The following is a 16,796-nucleotide window of genomic DNA, read 5'->3' on the forward strand; positions in this document are numbered from 1 at the left end:
AATTTTTGACAATAAAATAATCAAGTTTTTCACTGTTTCATACTGAGAAAGCGTCAAGATAAAATAAGTATCATCTATGGTGCCAGGCACCATAGATGATACTTATTTTATCTTAATTCTATCTTTTCTCCTCATATACATCTAAAGCTGCTTGTAAAGCTTCTCCTCTATTTACAATAGCTCCATTTCTAATTAAAGAAGTTTCCAAGGCAGAAAGTACTTTTAGTATATTCTCCTTACGACTACCATATCCCATGGAACCTATCCTCCATATCTTACCTGATAAAGAGCCAAAGGCTGCTGCTATCTCCACCCCAAAATCTTCTATCATTCTCTTACGAATTTCATCCTCTTTGATTCCTTCTGGTACATATACGCATGTTACTGTTGGCAATTTATTTACCTTATCACCAAATATATGAAGTCCCATAGCTTCTATACCTGCTACCAGTGCTTTCTCATTTAATGCATGACGAGCAATTCTAGCCTCAAGTCCTTCCTCTTTGATTATTCTAAGTCCTTCCCTTAGGGCATATAACATAGAAGTTGACTCTGTATGATGATTTAGTCTAGTTGGACTCCAATATTCTTGTATCTGGCTTAAATCTAGGTAATTTGAACTTATCATCCTGTCATTATACGAATCTATCTGTAATCCTTGCTCAATTTTTTTCCTTTCACTTAATATCTTTTCTACTCTTTCATTATATGTTAAAGGTGCCATCCCTGTAGGTACTGATAAACACTTTTGTGTTCCAGTAATAACAGCGTCTATATTCCAGTCATCAGTCTTAAATTCTGTACCTGTCAAGGTAGCTACTGCATCGACTACTAACAGAATGTCGTTTTCACGACAAAATTTACCTAATTCTTCTAAGGGCTGCATACGACCAGTTGAAGTTTCTCCATGAACTACTGCTACTACCTTAGGATTTACTTTTATTATTTCATTTTTCAAATCTTCAAACTCATAGGTTTTACCCCATTCAATTTCTGTCGTATATACGTCTCCTCCAGCTCTTCTAGATAGCTCTGTCATAAGATGACCAAATCTACCGAATATGGGGATATAAACCTTATCATTAGGTTCTATTATACTTGAAATTACAGCCTCTATTCCTGCTCTAGCAGTTCCATCTACTGGGAAAGCTTGATGATTTTCAGTTTGGAATATATATCTTGTTAATTCCATTGTTTCATCCATTATTTGTAAGAAATTAGGATCATATTGACCTAATATTGGTGCACCCATAATCCTTAACACTCTTGGTTCTGCTTCCGCAGGACCAGGTGTCATTATAGTTCTTTGTGGTATTACCAACTCTTTATACATATAGATTCCTCCCTTAATATTTAGAAACATCTCCTAATAATATCTCTCTCAATGTACCCATTCCTGACATATGTCCAATTTTTATTAGTCTCATTGCTGAACTTAAGACAGCATGTTTATCCTCCACGATAAAACTTATTCAAGTTTCCTTAACTATTTTGCTAAATTTTCCTTCCATCCATAAACTGAAAATGTGAGATCAAAAATATTAACATCTTCTAAATCAAAGATTTTTATGGATAATTCATCACCTGTCTTTAATCTATCCACTAATTTATCTACAACTTCTCCTCATATACACATATTAAATAAAGAAATAGCCTTATCTTTACCCTTATTTCCATTATTCTATAAAATGCAGCTAAATTACCTATCAAATGTTGATAAAGAAATCATATCTCTTATATCCTAAGTGGATAATAACTTATATAAAAAGCCCCATCCTAAGTAGATTACTTAAGATGAAGCTTTTATGGTTTTGTTAAGTGTTAATTAGATATCTTCGAAAAAGTAAGCAACTCTGAAAAATCAAAGCTGAATGATTTCATCTATAACAATTACATTTATTCGAAAATAGTTCCTTTTCTAAATGGAGCAGCTTTCTTCATATTTTTCATTAGGAAATAATATAATAGCCCTGTTGGTAATAAACTTGCATACCATGATATTTGAACAAAGAATAAGGATACTATTGAACCAGCGATTATTGCTATAACTCCAGCCCAGTTGATTCCTTTAAAAGCTCCATCTGCATTATAATAATCGTTCAAGTTTAATTTTTTCTTTCTAATGATGAAGTAATCTACTACAAGTACTGCAAATATAGGTCCTAAGAATGCTGAATATATTTGAACGAATAATGACAATCCACCTGCAGATTCTGGTCTTACTAACAACCATGGGAATGTACATATAGACAAAATCCCAACTAAAATTGCAGATTTCTTATAAGATAAATGGAATGTATCCATAAGTACATAAACAGGAGGAACTATATTATTTAGTACATTTGTTGTAACTTGTGCAAATGCAACAAACATAAGTGTCATAATTGTTAGAAACTGATTATCCATAGCAGTTGAAAATACAGCCACTGGATCATTATTACCTGTAGCTCCAGAAACCATAAGTCCAATTAATCCCATAAATAATGTAGCTGGAAGAATAGATAACCAATAAAGACTTCCTGTCATAGCTGGCTTAGTTTCTCTTTTTAACTCTCTGGAATAGTCAGACCCATTTAAAATCATTGTTGAATAAATTCCTAAAAATGCAGTAGTTCCACCCCAGAATGGCAGTCCCCATGTACCTTTAATATTAGTTATAGTAGCCGCTACCTCCACTCCATATTTTGTATATACAGTATAAAACATATAACCAAGAATTCCTAATATAAAGACTACAGATATATTTTCCAACCATTTAATTCCGTGAAATCCGTTGATTGCTAGAATAACTTGTAATGCAGTGAAAAGAACAAATACTATCGGCAAATTATCAAATCCTGTTAAGGTTTTTAAGCTTACATTTATAGCTCCAGCACCTACCCAAGATTGAAATCCAAACCAAACAATTGCAGGTATTCCTCTAAGGAAACCTGGTATTTTAACTCCACGGAAACCAAAAGAACTCCTAGCTTGAACAGTAAAAGGTATCCCATATTTATGCCCTGCAGACCCTGATAATACAAGTGCTATAGCTATAACAGAACATCCAATTGCCATAGCAAGAATTGCTTGAGTTAAATTTAAAACTCCAATCAAACTAGCTCCCATGGAAAAAGTTCCTATGGAAACACATCCTCCTAAGAAAGCTGCTAGATAAGAAAGATTATCCATTATTCTTTCTTTCGTAGGTAATAGTTCTGGCTTAGCTCTGTCAATATATACTTGATCTATCTCGGTCATTTTATTCTCCATTGTAGTCATCCTATTTCCTCCATCCTAATTTTCTTTTTTCACTAATTGACCATAACCTTTTTTACCAACTACATTATTTTCTTCTGCTACAACTTCTCCTCTTAAAATAGTGCAAACTGGTAACCCTTTTCCTTTTAATCCTACAAATGCTGAGATTTTGTTAACATATTGTAGAGACTCTGGTGTAATCTCCCATTCCTTTTCTGGATCTAGAATTACTAGATCTGCATCAAAGCCTACTTCAATTGCACCTTTTCTTCCATATAATCTAAAAGCCTTAGCCGGTCCTTCACTTAATGTACGTGCTAATATGGTTGGAGAATATCCTCTCTTAACAACTCCTTCGCTAAATGTAACTTGCATTACATTTTGAATACCACTGATTCCACCCCATGCACCAAATATTCCATGAGTATCTTCATCTTTTTCTTCAAGGGCACAAGGAGAATGATCTGAACTAACACAGCTTAAAGTTCCATTATCTACATATTCCCACATTTTTTCAACGGCCTCTGCCTCTCTTAATGGTGGAGCACATTTGAATAAGCTACCATTCTTCACAACATCATCTCTATTGAAAGTTAAATAATGGCTGCAAGTCTCACCTGTAACATCTACACCTTCTTGCTGTGCTTTTTGAATAACTTCTGCAACTGCTGGATGACTTACATGACAAATATGAACCTTTGTCCCTACTTCTTTTGCTAAATCAATAATATTTTTAGTAGCCATTACTTCAGCTATTAGAGGACGAGAGTCTAGGAAGTCCTCCCATGTTTGTTTTTCTTTTCTCTTTGCTCTTCCTTCTTCCCATTTAATAATAGAATAGTCTTCACAATGGAATCCTGCCCTTGCATCAGCAGTTTTTAATATTTCAAGTGCCTCTCTCACTTGTCCCATAGTAAGGGAAACATAATCTGGGGATACTGGTCCAATAAAAGATTTAAATGCCACACATCCTCTTTTATCTAGCTCAACTAAGGAATTTAAATTATAGTCTACTAATCCTCCCCAAAAGCAATAATCCACATAAGCATTTGGTGAAACAGTATTGTATTTATCATCAAAAATCTTGCCATTAGTTAATGCTGGTTCATTCTGTAAAGGCATATCTATAACAGTAGTTATTCCACCAACAGCTGCTGCCGCTGTACCATGGGCATAATCTTCTCTCCATGTATATCCAGGATCATTTAGATGAGCATGGGTATCTATAGCTCCTGGGAATATGTATTTACTCTCTGCATCGATAACCTTTTTAGCTTCTATATCAGATTCTGGTGCTACTATTGCTGCTATTTTTCCATCTTTTACACAAATATCAGCCTTATAAATTCTTTGCGATGTAACCACTTGACCATTTTTTACAATTAAATCAAACATTCTCTCCCCTCTTTCTTAGAGTATTAAATAATTATTAAGTATATATTTATGACTTAATAACATTATATTATTTTTAACAAAGTTAGGGTTTATCCTATATGGATAAAAAAAATTTATCGATTTATCCCATTAATTCAAAGCCAATCTTTATCAAAAATTAGATAAAGACTTAATACTTTACTCTAAAATAAAATAACTTTCCTTTTAACTCTAGGACTAAAAAGAAAGTTATTTTAGTATAATTTTATTTAATATTATTATTTATATGCTAAATTATATAAAGTTTCTATTAAAACTTTAATACCTTCTACTAAATCCTTTGCTTCTGTAAACTCAGCTGGATTATGGCTAATACCTTTATGGCTTGGTACAAATATTAATGCTGTTGGTATATGCTCTGCAAATATTTGAGAATCATGACCTGCTCCGCTATGCATTAGCTTATAATTTATAGCCTTTGCTTCACATTGCTCTTTTATAGTATTAACAAGATTAGAATCCATAGCTACTGGTTCTCCATCCATATAATTATTTATACTAATTTTCAAATCCAACTTTGAAGCAATATCTTTAAGTTTTTCTATTACTTCATCTGTAAACTTAATCATTACATCTTTGTTTGTATGTCTTACATCTAGTGAAAATATTACCTTTCCTGGTACAACATTTGTAGTATTTGGTACTACTTCTACTTTACCTACAGTAGCTACTAATGGATCTCCATAATTTACAGCAAGGTCCATTATTTCTGATATCATTCTGCTTGTTCCATTCATTGCATCTCTTCTATATCCCATAGGAGTTGTGCCTGCGTGATTAGCCTCACCTTCAACTTCTATCATATATCTTTTTTGTCCCACTATATGCTCTACTATTCCTATTGATTTTTTTTCTATTTCAAGTACTCCGCCTTGCTCTATATGAAGCTCGATAAAAGCCTTTAAATCTTCTCTAATTTTACTGTTTTTAAAGTCAAATCCTGCATTATGCATAGCTTGGATGAATCCTACTCCATCTTCGTCTTTTAACTCTGCTACTATTTCTCTATTAACTGAACCTATTATATTCTTTGAACCCCAGAATGTAAATGGAAAGCGACTTCCTTCCTCTTCTGCCATAGCTACTACTTCTATATTTCTGATTGGTTGTCCGTAGGTATCTTTTAGATATTCCATCGCAATAATTCCACCTATTATGCCTAACTGGCCATCCAGCTTTCCTCCATTTACTACTGTATCTATATGAGAACCTGTCAATATAGTTTCATCCTTAAAAGTACTTCCTTCTAGTCTGGCGAAAAGATTACCTACTTCATCGTAGTAAGCTATAAATCCTTTTCCTTTTAATAGTTCTTTCAGTGCTTCCTGAGTTTGTTTCCAAACATCTGTATATAATAATCTAGTGATACCGCCCTCTGAGCTCTCTCCCATTTTACTTAGCCATTCAATAAAATCGGTAGTTTCATTCTCCAGATCTAACGGCTTTATAGTATCCATTTTTGACACTTCCTTTCGTAAAAATTTGTGAAAAATCTATCTTAATACTCTATTATTAATATATTACCTTTACTAAACTAATTCATTATCTATTGTGGATAAAAGAATCACTAAAACTTATCAAAATCATATAAAACATTAAAAGAATATCGTCCCATGGCTTACCACCATAAGACGATACTCCAAAATCCAACCTTTTATCTTAAATTCCCTAATAAAGTACCTACGCCTTTACCAACTTCGATTTCAATCCCACATCTTATTAAAGTTCTTTCAATAGCTCCCATAACTGACACTAGATAGTGTTCATCTATATTACCCATATGTCCAAATCTGAACATTTTACCTGCATAAGCTGCAAGTCCTCCTGCTACTACAGCACCTTCTTCTGCCAATATCTTTCTGAACTCTACATCATTTATCCCATCCATATACAATACATTTGATAAAGTAACTGCTCTATGTTCTTTATCTGCAAGAATAGTAAATCCTAGAGATTCAAGAGCTGCTTGTGTAGCCTTTGCATACTTAATATGTCTTTGGTATCTATTTTCAATACCTTCTTTTTTGATTATATTTACAGATTCCTTTAAAGCCCAAATAAGGTTTACTGCCGGTGTTGCAAAGTACTTTGAAGGATCTTCCATTATTGGTATCCATTTTTCGAAGTCAATATAATAATCTGGAATCATGCCAAATGATTTTCTTCTAGCTAATGCTTTTTCATTTGCCCAAAGTATAGCTAATCCTGGGCATACTCCAAATGCTTTCTGTGACCCTGTTAAAAGAACGTCTATATTCATAGCATTTAATTTCTCTGGTTCTCCTGCTGTAGCACAAACTCCATCTACAATATATAGAGTTTCTGGGAATTTCTTCATCATCTCTCCAATTTCTGCTACTGGAGCAGCAACTCCTGTTGAAGTATCTACATGAGTTACAGTCATAGCATGGTAATGTTTTTCTGACAGTTTCTTTTCAATATCTGAAACTGGTATTATTTGTCCCCATTCAGATTGAATCACATCTACATTAATACCTCTTCTTTCACAGATTTCAATAAATCTGTTACCAAAGAATCCATGAGATACAATAAGTATATTATCTCCAGATCTCATAGTATTAGCTATTGCCATTTCCATTGACATAGTACCTGTACCAGCTATTACAAAAACTTGACCTGTTGCATCCCATAATTCCATCATATCATTTAGCAATTCTTTATAATCTTTTATAAAGTTTGGATCACCAAAAGCAACTGTTTCTCTACCCATTTCATTTTGAATACTTCTTACTACAGGTGTTGGACCTGGTATTGCTACTAATTTTTGTACCATAACTATATACCTCCTAATATTTTATAAATTAATTATATAGAATTAACATAATATACTCTAAATCTTCCTCTCCAGCTGATTCAATTGAATGAGATTCACCATCTCTACAGATAGCTAAATCTCCTGGTTCGAGGATTGTTTCTACTCCATTCTCATTATATAATGCCTTACCTTTTAATATAAAATATGCTTCCTGATCTCCTTCATGAGTATGATACCCAATAGAATTACCTGGCTTTATAATTGATTTTCCATAGAGCCTTCCTTTACCTAAAAAATCTTCCATCTCAAAGAAATTCACTACAGTTACATGACCTTTTCCACCTTTAAGTCCGTCGATTACTTCTATATTATAATCCTTAGATCTTCTTATCATTTCTGCACCTCTCTAATTTTATTTTATATTTCATACCTAATATCATTATATATCTTCATGCTCTCTTATATTGGAAAATATAAATAGCATTAATTATCCATTAAGGATAAACAATGACAAAGAACCCCTTGCCACAACCCATATGGATTATTACTCAGGGTTCTCTAAAAACCTATTGTGTATTAGAACTGGTAATTACTTTTTTACCATTGAATATATCATAATCAAGCTCTTTTTCGTCAACTGCTATCATCATGGCAACTAAAGCATCACAATCTACGTTTAATACAGTTCTAAACATCCCTGAGAACCAATCTATACCAGCTAGTAATGCAATACTTTCTGGTGGTAATCCCATTGCTGGTAGAACTGTTGCAAGAGCAACCAAACCACCACCTGGCACTACAACTGTTCCTAAACAAGCTAAAGTTGATAATACTACTATCTTAACTAATTCAGCTATTGACATTTCCATACCAAAAAATTGTGCTAACGTAACACAAGCTAATGATAGATAAAGTGATAATCCATTACTATTAAGAGCCATTCCCAGAGGATTAACTAATCTAGAAATTCTCTTGCTTACTCCAAGCTTAATCTCACTATCTTCCATTTTAGTTGGAAGAGTAATAGCAGAAGAAGTCGTAGTAAAAGCAACAACTGTCATCTTCCAAAGATGTTTAGCTAACCTCATAGGACTAACCTTGGCATATGCAGCAGAAATGAGGATTAAGAATATCATATAAATAACGGTCCCTATAGCCATACTACCTAAAAACTTAGCTAGTGGAATAATTACTTTAACACCTATAGATCCAGTAACCCATGCTAATAATGCAAAAATTCCAATCGGTGCGAGATTCATTACCATTTTAACAACATTTAAAATTGCCACATTGAAATGTCTAATGAAATTGAGAACTACATTATCCTTATCTTGTTTTCCAATTACACTTAATGATAGACCAAATAAAATTGAGAATATAATTGCTTGTATCATATTTGCCTTAGCCATAGCATCAATAATATTAGTAGGGAAGAAACCCACTATCATTTCAGATAATGTTTGCTGAGAAGCAGTTATAGTTGTAGTTCCCATATCCATATTCAATCCTGCCCCTGGTTTAACTATGTATCCAAGTCCTATGCCGAGAGCTGCCGCCAATGCAGTTAGCCCCATAAACCAAGCAAATATTTTACCTCCTAATTTCCCAAGTTCTTTAGGGTCTAAGCTTCCTACTGCTTCAATAACTGCACCCATTATTAGAACCACCACTGACATTTGGATTAAGCGAAGAAAAATATCTCCGACTACTTTTATTGGACCAATAGCTGGACCTATGATTAGCCCTGCTGTCATTCCAAGAATCATTGCAATCATAATCTTGTTTGTCATATTTAACTTCTTCATAATATCGCCTCCTAATGTTTGTTATTTATCTAACTTTATGACACATTTCTATTCTACATCTTTATTACAGTCCATTAAGGATAAAAAGCTGTATTATTTTTATCAACAATGGATAAAGGTTTTTGCCGCAATAAATTTCATAATATATATATGATATAATTAATGTAAATTGATTGAAAGGAGAATTAAATTATGGGTTATCGTAATGATTTATTAAGTAGTAGATCAATTATAAGACATGGTAGCTATGCTCTTATTACACCAGAAGGACTTGTTAATAATATTATTCCACATTTTGAAAAGTGTAGAATTAGTGTGGTTGCATCTCCAAAACTAGGTGCTAGTTTTGTTCAATATCTAATTAATATGGAAGCTGGAGGAAGAAATACTAAGGGCTTCGGAGGGGATGGTATTGAAACCTTTGTATACGTAGTAGAAGGAAGCCTAGATGTTATCGTTGATGGAATTAAATATGAGTTAACTGAAGGTGGATATGTATATACACCGCCAAGTCTCACCATGATTATTGAAAATAATTCAAAGGAAGGTACAAAATTTGTACTTTACAAACAAAGATATATTCCTGCCGATGGTATAAAAGAACCATGGGTTGTAAGCAATAACGTTAAAAACCTAGAAGCAATATTTTATGATGATATGGAAGACGTAACTTTAATAGATTTACTACCAACAGATTTATCCTTTGATATGAATTTCCATATTTTAACCTTCCAGCCTGGTGGCTCTCATCCATTCATTGAAACTCACGTTCAAGAACATGGAGCATATTTACTGTCTGGTGAAGGTATGTATAACTTAGATAATAATTGGGTATCAGTGAAAAAAGGTGATTTCATATGGATGGGACCTTATGTACAACAAGCTACTTACGCTATAGGATATGAACCTTTTTCATATGTTTACTCTAAAGACTGTAACAGAGATCCTGAAATATAATATAACTAGATATTAACAGCATAAACTAAAGTAGCTTCCACAATGTGGAAGCTACTTTAGTTTATTATACGAAGAATCTTGAGTCCTACTTCGATTTCAAGCATATTTGCCCTGTTCTCTATATCTAAATTAGTTAATTCCTTTATTCTATTTAGTCTATATAATACCGTTTTATAATGAACAAATAATTCTTCAGCAGTTTTTACTGCATTTAGATTGCAGTGTAAATACTTTTCCAAAGTATCTATAAGTTCATTATTCTTATCTTTATCATACTCTTTAAGTATCCATAAAGATGGATGAACAAATTTCTTCAAATCATCCCTATTCTCATATCTGCATAAAAGCTTATATATTCCTAATTCTTCAAAGGTAGTGATGAAATCCTTTCCAAATATCCTATATCCAAAATTTACTGCATCCTTAGCCTCAGAATAAGACTTACCTATTTCTAAGGGATTTTCTGCTAATCCACCAATGCCTATAGATACCTCAATATTTCCTATTTCATCTAAGATTACTCTTTTGAGTTCCTGTCCAAATTCTTTAATTGCATTATATGAACTTCTTAAATTAGCTCCTTTTTCTATAGGCCACAACATTATTATATAGTCTCCTTTATTTATAGAGATATAATCTGTAGTATAATAATAAGATACTCTATCTATCCGTTTCTTTATTTTATCCATCAATAGATGTAATCCTTCAGTTAAGTTTTTCTTATTATTAATGTATTTTTCATATTGACTAATATTTAAGAGAGTGACTATAAATGATCTTTTTAAATTCCAACCAAATAAATTGCCTCTATCATAGATGCTTTGTATAGAATCTATTCTTTCATTTATCAAATCATCCATTAAATCACCTTTATATTTCAATTCAACTTCTGTGACTGCTACATCTTTTAACATCTCCAATTTCAATGTAGTTGCAGCACTCTCTAAGGCAATAAAGTCCAATTCCTCCATTATTCTGTTTTTCTCAAGTACACCTAAATATCCTCTTATTTCATTTAACACTTGAATCGGCTCTATTATCATAGTGTATATAGTATCATTTGTATTTGGTATTTTCATCTTTAGTCCATAAACCGGATAATCCTTTTCTACTAAGCCCTTAATATTATCATCAATTATATCTATATCTCTATATTTAGGATCATTCCAAGCTATTGGAGTTAATTCATTATTTAATATTATTACTGGATTTTCGACTAAATCTCCAAGGGTTTCTGCAACAGCTGATATCCCCTTCATTTTAAGTGATAGCTTGGTAAATTTTTCGTGGCAATCCTTATAATAATTTAATCTATTGACCTGATCATTAAATATTTCTCCCATGACTGGGTAAGTAATATCAATATATTTTGTATCTCCTGATATTTCAATGATTGGAAAATCTAGTTGATTTCCTAAATCTATTATTTCATCAGGTATAGTAGTTAAAAATCTAGAGGTTTTTATTATTAATGCAGCGGCTTTTTTTTCTGCCAATTCTGTCACTAAGATTTTTTGCGCCTCAATATTTTTGTCAATTGAGTAAAAGCTAGATAAGAGAAGTTCTCCACCTTTAATCCAGTTAGCTATATCTGGCCTCTCTATTATTGTAATACCTTCTACATAAGTATTTTTATTCTCAACTGTTCCTGCCACTAATTTTGCATTCTTAAAACAAGGCATCTTCATTAATCTGCTAAGTAGTATGCCCATGACACACCTCTCTTTAATCTAATAATCTCTTAATTGTATTATAAGTTATATTAGTCATATTTTCAAAAGTATATCTCATATGAAGTCTTTCTGTTATTTTATGTCCATCTTTTCCATAGGTCCCAATATTAACTACTGGCACATCTACCTCCAATATTTCGTCTATAGGATGATTGTATTTAGATCCCCAAGCAGGCATATTGTTTTCCAACACCTTGAGACTTTCTCTACTATCACTCATCCCCATAAAACTCATATCTGAAATAAATGGATAGAACATTTTTGTTACTATAGGTTTATCAGAGTAGTCTTGTACAAATTTTATAGATTCTTCTACGGAAGACATTAGGGCCTTTTCCCTTGGGCTTTCTCCCAGCATCTCTATTCTAGCACAAAATGTTGAGGAGAAATAAATTATTATTGCAGGAGATTTATCTACTGCCCATTTCCAAGCTTCCTCTACTACTGTTACGCTGAATTTTCTTAAATCCATAGCTGGATTTTTTTCATTTAATTCCTTAGCAAAATTATGAATATATATTTTAAATCTATCTCCATGTATAGTAGCTAATTCATTATAAAACTCATCCCAAGTATATACTCTAGTCTCCCAAGGCAGCTCTGTATATACATGCCCTCCTATTTCACAGAATCTCTTGTATGAATGGTTTAAGTACTCAATAACATTATCAAAAGCTTCTACAGCCTTTCCCTTAACCTTGTTCATTACGTCTTCAGGACTCATTCTGTGTACAAAGAAATTATAATATGAATAAGCAGAAATTGCTGTTTGAACCGTATAGATATCTTTGAAGTCAGACTGTTTCAATGATATAGGAGGAATAGTAACTTCTCCCCCTGCTTCATCACATAAATCTGGGTTTAAATCCATTAATCTAGTTATCTCAGCTACTATTAAATTAGGATCTAGACCTCCAAATGCTTGTCCTACATGAGTTTCTTTTCCCGTAACATAAAAGGATGGTAACATTTTACCTATGGTCCCGTAATATACATATCTATTTTCATCTTTTTCATGGTATGGCGTAGAATAATCCGCATTTATAGCTGATATATATTCTAGATTATATTTTTCCTTCCATTCCTTCAATATCTTCAGGCATGATATTGCACCATGAGAGTTATCTTCCTCATCACACTCCGCCATGGCTATAATATTTCCATCCAATTCTTCTGGATGTTCAGAAAAATATTTGATTAGATACATATGAGAAGCTACCCCAGCTTTCATATCTAATCCACCTCTGCCAAACATATACTCACCAGAATCTATATCCTTGTTTACATCATCACCTAGATTCAGCTTTTTCAATAGTTCTGGCAATATATCCGGGTTAAATGCATGCTCCTTTATTGAGCCAAAATCATCTACACCTACTGTATCAAAATGTCCCATAAGTAATAGAGTCCTTCTAGATTCTCCCTTTGTTCCTCTTACCATTGCTATTACATTATATCTTTCAATCTCATCATTTTCTGTTTGCTGCATAAGTAGATACTCTGGATTATCTTTAAAATATGATAACTCGTCATAAAATTCCATTATCTTTTTTGCACACTCTTTTTCACCAGAAGTTTTAACTATACTAGGCACTCTGATAAGATCTTCCGTTATCTTTTTCACTTCATCATAACAGCTCAAATACATTAAATATCCCTCCTTATTTAGTTCCAAACAATATCTTTCTTATTGCCCCACCTGTAATATTTATATTTTTACTTATTTCATCTGTCGTATATCCATGTCGTAATGCCTCATAAGCATACTCCTGCTTATATTTCACCAAATATCTTTTTCTGGAACCCTCCTTAATTAATTCGTAATCTGACCCTATTTTACAAACTGATTTTAATATGTCATCAAGAGAAATTGTTTTTTGGAACTTATTCTCTTTATTTAATGCTTCCTTAAATTCTCCATTACCTATAAATTCTGCCTGTTCAAATTCTTCTTTTAGTATTTTATAATCCTCTGGAGGTTCATCCATCAATTCCTCATACTTTTTTATGGCTTGTAGCCTATCTACTGAAAACATCTCTAATAATTCTTCAATATTTATTAAATTACCTACATTCATTCTATAAAACACATCTGAACTCCATTTATACTTAGTCATGGAGTTACAGATACTAGCATATACTGGGTTATTATGTATATATCTTATTAATCTTATAAGATATGACTCATTTTGAACTAAAATGCTCCTATATCTCCCTTCAAATGGAGAGCCCGTTCTTCCTTTTTTCTTATTATAATATTTAGCATATCTAGTATTTATTCTATGCATTATCCGACTTATAGAAATGTTGTGGGTTTTTATGACAAAATGATAGTGATTGTCCATTATAGTATAAGCTAATAAGTAAAAATCAAATATCTCTTTTATTTCACCTATAATCTTTAATAGTTCTATTTTTTCTTCATTTTCCTCAAAAATAAAAGCCTTGTTATTTCCTCTATGAATAATATGATATATTGCACCGTAATATTCTATCCTCGGCTTTCTCCCCACAATGCTCCCTCCTACAATAATATTATATTATATATTCAACAAAAATTTCTAAAATCCTCTATTTTTATTAATAAAATTTAAAATAAGTAACAAAAACGGTGCCTGGCACCGTTTTTGTTACTTATTATCTTTATAAACTATTTTTTAAGGAACTAATATTACTTGATTTGGGAAGATTAGGTGTGGATTTTTTAAATTATTGTATTCTGCTAACTTTTCCCAAGTAGTATTAAATTGTTTAGCTATTTTCCATAAAACATCTCCAGCTTTTACTACATATTTTTGTGGAGCTAAAACTGGTTTTACTTCTGGCTGTGGTGCTGGCTCTGGAGTTGGTACTGGTGCAGGAGCTGGTGTCTCCACTGCTGGCACTTCTGGAGTAGGAGCTGGCTCTTCTACTACTGGAGCTTCTGCTGCTACTTCTGCTAAATAGTCTACTTCTACTGGTGTAATTACTTTAGCTTCTTTTATAGCTTCTACTAATACATCTCTAATCGGTATATAAGTATTTACTATATTCTTAGCCTTTGAGAAATCATATTTATCTCCACCTGTTATAAGGAAGTCATTTGTAACTACTGTGTAATATGCTTCCATATCAATAGGTGTACCATCTTCAAGACTAATCTTTGTAATTCTATTTTCGAATTCTGCATTTTTATCAAATTCTACTATAAGACCTGCAAATTGTCCGTTTCCTACTTCTGGATTATATATACCATGATCTATAGCTTTCTTTAAATCTGCCCCTGTCATTTCTAAAGTTACTAATTCATTATCAAATGGCATAATTTCATACATATCTCCCATTGTGATAGCACCTTTTTCTAGAGTTCTTCTAAGTCCTCCACCATTTTGGATAGCTACTTGAACTCCAGCTTTTTCCTTCATAACTTCTGATGACCATCTTCCTAATAAAGTAACATTATCTTCTTTACTATTATGTGTGAAAGCTTCTGCTGCTTCACCAATTACTTCACCTAATATTGGTCCAGCTTCTAATTCAAATTTTTCAAATAACTTTTGTCCTTCTGGGTCTGCTACAATATCAGCAGCCTTACTAGCTAAGTCGTCATATTTCGGCTCTATGCCTACTACTTTATTATCTTTATCTAATTCTATAGATAGTATTGCAAGTCCACGACCATTTTTATATCCTTGTACCACTGGAACATCTTTTACCTTACCTGCTACAGTTAGATGGCTATGACCAGAAATTATTCCATCTATTCCTTCTATATCGGCAAGTTTTGTTGCATTTCCTGTAATTTCTTTAGTTTCTTTATCTTGTGCAGAGTCAAGATGTGTAAGAGCTATTATAACGTCTGGTGTACCTTCTTCCGCCTTACCTTCTTGTAAATATTTAACCCAAGTCTTTGCTGCTTCTACTGGGTCAGTAAATTCTAATCCTTCTACATGCTCAGCTTTTGTAAGAGTGCTTGTATCTGGGTGAGCTAACCCTAAGAATGCTATTTTGATATTACCTTTTTCCACAATTTTATAAGGTTTTGCCCACTCTACTGGCTTACCAGTTTTTTTATCTACAATATTAGTAGCTAAAAAATCAAAGCCTCCGTCTTCTGCCCAACCCTTCATATGTTCTGCTCCCCAATCAAGCTCATGGTTACCTACTGCTGAAGCAACTACTCCCATAGCCTTCATCATAGCAGATACAGGAGCACCATAAGTAAGATTTGATATAGCTGTACCTTGATAGAGATCCCCAGCAGATACAAATACTGTATTAGGATTTTGCTCTAAAAGTTTTTTGGAGTAACCTATCATTTTGGCCATACCAATATCTTTACCTAAATCCTTTACATTACCATGAAAATCGTTAAAGGAAACAATGTCCACAGTTACCTTTGCTATTTCTTCAGCAAATGCTGCTGGTGCTGCTCCCATCATTATACCTAATACTAGGGCTAATGATAAAAACAAGCTAACGATTCTTTTGTTTCTAAACTTCATACATAAACCCCCTTAAATTTTACTTAGTGTAATCATACCCATTACACTTTATATATAACTTATTCTACATACTTTTCGTAAATCCTCCTTGTTTTTGAAATTTTATCCAAAATATCAAAAATAATTCTTTTTTAACAACTTTATGTTTTAACTTAATAGTTGTTGGTATAATATATATAAATAAAATTATATAATTGAACATAATAAAGGCAAACCCACCGAAAGGTGGGGACGCAAAGCTTGAAGTCTAATACCATATGGTAATGATTGTTCAGCTGCTATGTTAGTAAAACATAGCAGCTTTCTGCATTTTTGGACAGCTATAGAAATATTACTATAATAATAGTTTTTGTTTCAATTTTATAGC

The 16,796-nt window shown here is 32.7% G+C and carries 12 protein-coding genes and 1 riboswitch; of the genes, 1 reads left to right on the forward strand and 11 read right to left on the reverse strand.

Features of this window, described 5'->3' with window-relative positions:
* Window positions 1–118: 118 nt before the first annotated feature.
* The 7 genes from RDK80_RS08325 to RDK80_RS08355 form a co-directional block, all read right to left on the reverse strand.
* Window positions 119–1,333 (reverse strand): alanine--glyoxylate aminotransferase family protein, encoded by a 1,215-nt coding sequence (locus tag RDK80_RS08325; protein WP_308524007.1) that lies wholly within the window; start codon window positions 1,331–1,333, stop codon window positions 119–121.
* 563 nt (window positions 1,334–1,896) lie between these two features.
* Complete coding sequence (locus RDK80_RS08330; protein WP_094899557.1) at window positions 1,897–3,261, reverse strand: NCS1 family transporter; 1,365 nt, start codon at window positions 3,259–3,261, stop codon at window positions 1,897–1,899.
* Window positions 3,262–3,276: 15 nt separating this feature from the next.
* On the reverse strand, window positions 3,277–4,635 hold the full coding sequence (gene allB / locus RDK80_RS08335; RefSeq protein WP_308524008.1) for an allantoinase AllB: 1,359 nt from the start codon (window positions 4,633–4,635) through the stop codon (window positions 3,277–3,279).
* A 257-nt stretch (window positions 4,636–4,892) separates the two neighbouring features.
* Window positions 4,893–6,131 (reverse strand): allantoate deiminase, encoded by a 1,239-nt coding sequence (gene allC / locus RDK80_RS08340; RefSeq protein ID WP_308524009.1) that lies wholly within the window; start codon window positions 6,129–6,131, stop codon window positions 4,893–4,895.
* Between the two features lie 197 nt (window positions 6,132–6,328).
* Window positions 6,329–7,468 carry an alanine--glyoxylate aminotransferase family protein gene (locus tag RDK80_RS08345; protein WP_308524010.1) on the reverse strand — a complete coding sequence of 380 codons (1,140 nt, stop codon included), beginning with the start codon at window positions 7,466–7,468 and terminating at the stop codon, window positions 6,329–6,331.
* Between the two features lie 28 nt (window positions 7,469–7,496).
* Window positions 7,497–7,844 (reverse strand): cupin domain-containing protein, encoded by a 348-nt coding sequence (locus tag RDK80_RS08350; protein ID WP_094899553.1) that lies wholly within the window; start codon window positions 7,842–7,844, stop codon window positions 7,497–7,499.
* A 172-nt stretch (window positions 7,845–8,016) separates the two neighbouring features.
* Window positions 8,017–9,255, reverse strand: a complete 1,239-nt coding sequence (locus RDK80_RS08355) for a dicarboxylate/amino acid:cation symporter (protein ID WP_308524011.1) — start codon at window positions 9,253–9,255, stop codon at window positions 8,017–8,019.
* Window positions 9,256–9,447: 192 nt separating this feature from the next.
* Here RDK80_RS08355 and allE point away from each other — a divergent pair, with 192 nt between their 5' ends.
* Window positions 9,448–10,212 (forward strand): (S)-ureidoglycine aminohydrolase, encoded by a 765-nt coding sequence (allE, locus tag RDK80_RS08360; protein WP_256311149.1) that lies wholly within the window; start codon window positions 9,448–9,450, stop codon window positions 10,210–10,212.
* Between the two features lie 56 nt (window positions 10,213–10,268).
* Here the strand turns inward: allE and RDK80_RS08365 are convergent, their stop codons facing one another.
* The 4 genes from RDK80_RS08365 to RDK80_RS08380 all read right to left on the reverse strand — a co-directional run bounded on the left by RDK80_RS08365 (window position 10,269) and on the right by RDK80_RS08380 (window position 16,429).
* The gene (locus tag RDK80_RS08365; RefSeq protein WP_308524012.1) at window positions 10,269–11,924 is read right to left on the reverse strand and encodes a PucR family transcriptional regulator ligand-binding domain-containing protein; all 1,656 of its coding nucleotides are present in this window, start codon (window positions 11,922–11,924) and stop codon (window positions 10,269–10,271) included.
* A 13-nt stretch (window positions 11,925–11,937) separates the two neighbouring features.
* Window positions 11,938–13,593, reverse strand: coding sequence for a M20/M25/M40 family metallo-hydrolase (locus RDK80_RS08370; RefSeq protein WP_308524013.1), 1,656 nt, complete (start codon window positions 13,591–13,593; stop codon window positions 11,938–11,940).
* 13 nt (window positions 13,594–13,606) lie between these two features.
* A complete protein-coding gene (locus RDK80_RS08375) occupies window positions 13,607–14,458 on the reverse strand; it encodes a transposase (protein WP_308524014.1) in 852 nt (283 codons plus the stop codon).
* A gap of 144 nt (window positions 14,459–14,602) precedes the next feature.
* The gene (locus RDK80_RS08380; RefSeq protein ID WP_216558902.1) at window positions 14,603–16,429 is read right to left on the reverse strand and encodes a 5'-nucleotidase C-terminal domain-containing protein; all 1,827 of its coding nucleotides are present in this window, start codon (window positions 16,427–16,429) and stop codon (window positions 14,603–14,605) included.
* Window positions 16,430–16,627: 198 nt separating this feature from the next.
* Window positions 16,628–16,712, forward strand: a riboswitch (cyclic di-GMP riboswitch).
* Window positions 16,713–16,796 lie beyond the last annotated feature (84 nt).

This window comes from uncultured Tissierella sp. (assembly GCF_902479755.1).
In the GTDB taxonomy this organism is placed as follows: domain Bacteria; phylum Bacillota; class Clostridia; order Tissierellales; family Tissierellaceae; genus Tissierella; species Tissierella carlieri.

Bases quoted from the DNA above. Each gene is read 5' to 3' on its own strand.
- RDK80_RS08325 (WP_308524007.1), bottom strand. From the start codon at position 1,333: ATGTATAAAGAGTTGGTAATACCACAAAGAACTATAATGACACCTGGT.
- RDK80_RS08330 (WP_094899557.1), bottom strand. From the start codon at position 3,261: ATGACTACAATGGAGAATAAAATGACCGAGATAGATCAAGTATATATT.
- allB (WP_308524008.1), bottom strand. From the start codon at position 4,635: ATGTTTGATTTAATTGTAAAAAATGGTCAAGTGGTTACATCGCAAAGA.
- allC (WP_308524009.1), bottom strand. From the start codon at position 6,131: ATGGATACTATAAAGCCGTTAGATCTGGAGAATGAAACTACCGATTTT.
- RDK80_RS08345 (WP_308524010.1), bottom strand. From the start codon at position 7,468: ATGGTACAAAAATTAGTAGCAATACCAGGTCCAACACCTGTAGTAAGA.
- RDK80_RS08350 (WP_094899553.1), bottom strand. From the start codon at position 7,844: ATGATAAGAAGATCTAAGGATTATAATATAGAAGTAATCGACGGACTT.
- RDK80_RS08355 (WP_308524011.1), bottom strand. From the start codon at position 9,255: ATGAAGAAGTTAAATATGACAAACAAGATTATGATTGCAATGATTCTT.
- allE (WP_256311149.1), top strand. From the start codon at position 9,448: ATGGGTTATCGTAATGATTTATTAAGTAGTAGATCAATTATAAGACAT.
- RDK80_RS08365 (WP_308524012.1), bottom strand. From the start codon at position 11,924: ATGGGCATACTACTTAGCAGATTAATGAAGATGCCTTGTTTTAAGAAT.
- RDK80_RS08370 (WP_308524013.1), bottom strand. From the start codon at position 13,593: ATGTATTTGAGCTGTTATGATGAAGTGAAAAAGATAACGGAAGATCTT.
- RDK80_RS08380 (WP_216558902.1), bottom strand. From the start codon at position 16,429: ATGAAGTTTAGAAACAAAAGAATCGTTAGCTTGTTTTTATCATTAGCC.